We start from the raw sequence: 368 nt of genomic DNA, 5'->3' as shown, positions 1-368 counted from the left end.
ACCTTCTCGCAGAGGTCGGCCATCTCGTTGATGAAGGTGATCTTCATCGCCAGGAAGGCGTTGGCCGCGTACTTGATCAGCTCGCTGGTCCGGCGGCCGGTGAAGACGATCGGCGTCTCGTTCAGGCTCAGCGGCCGGTAGAGGTCGCGCATCACCGCCTGGGCGCGCTCGTCATCGGTGCCCACGACCACGCGGTCGGGACGCTTGAAGTCCTCGATCGCCGCGCCCTCGCGCAGGAACTCGGGGTTGGAAACCACGGCGAACTGGGCTTCGGGCCGGACCTTCTTGATGATCGCCTCGACCTCGTCGCCGGTGCCCACCGGCACGGTCGACTTGGTCACCACCACCGTGAAGCCGTCGATCAGGCC

The 368-nt window shown here is 66.3% G+C and carries 1 pseudogene; it reads right to left on the bottom strand.

Features of this window, described 5'->3' with window-relative positions:
* Positions 1 to 368, bottom strand: a pseudogene (locus tag AX690_RS10150) (UDP-glucose/GDP-mannose dehydrogenase family protein); the annotation flags it as partial.

The sequence above is a fragment of the Caulobacter sp. CCH9-E1 genome, from assembly GCF_001556515.1.
Taxonomy (GTDB): domain Bacteria; phylum Pseudomonadota; class Alphaproteobacteria; order Caulobacterales; family Caulobacteraceae; genus Caulobacter.
This window is presented reverse-complemented; position numbering and strand designations above follow the sequence as displayed.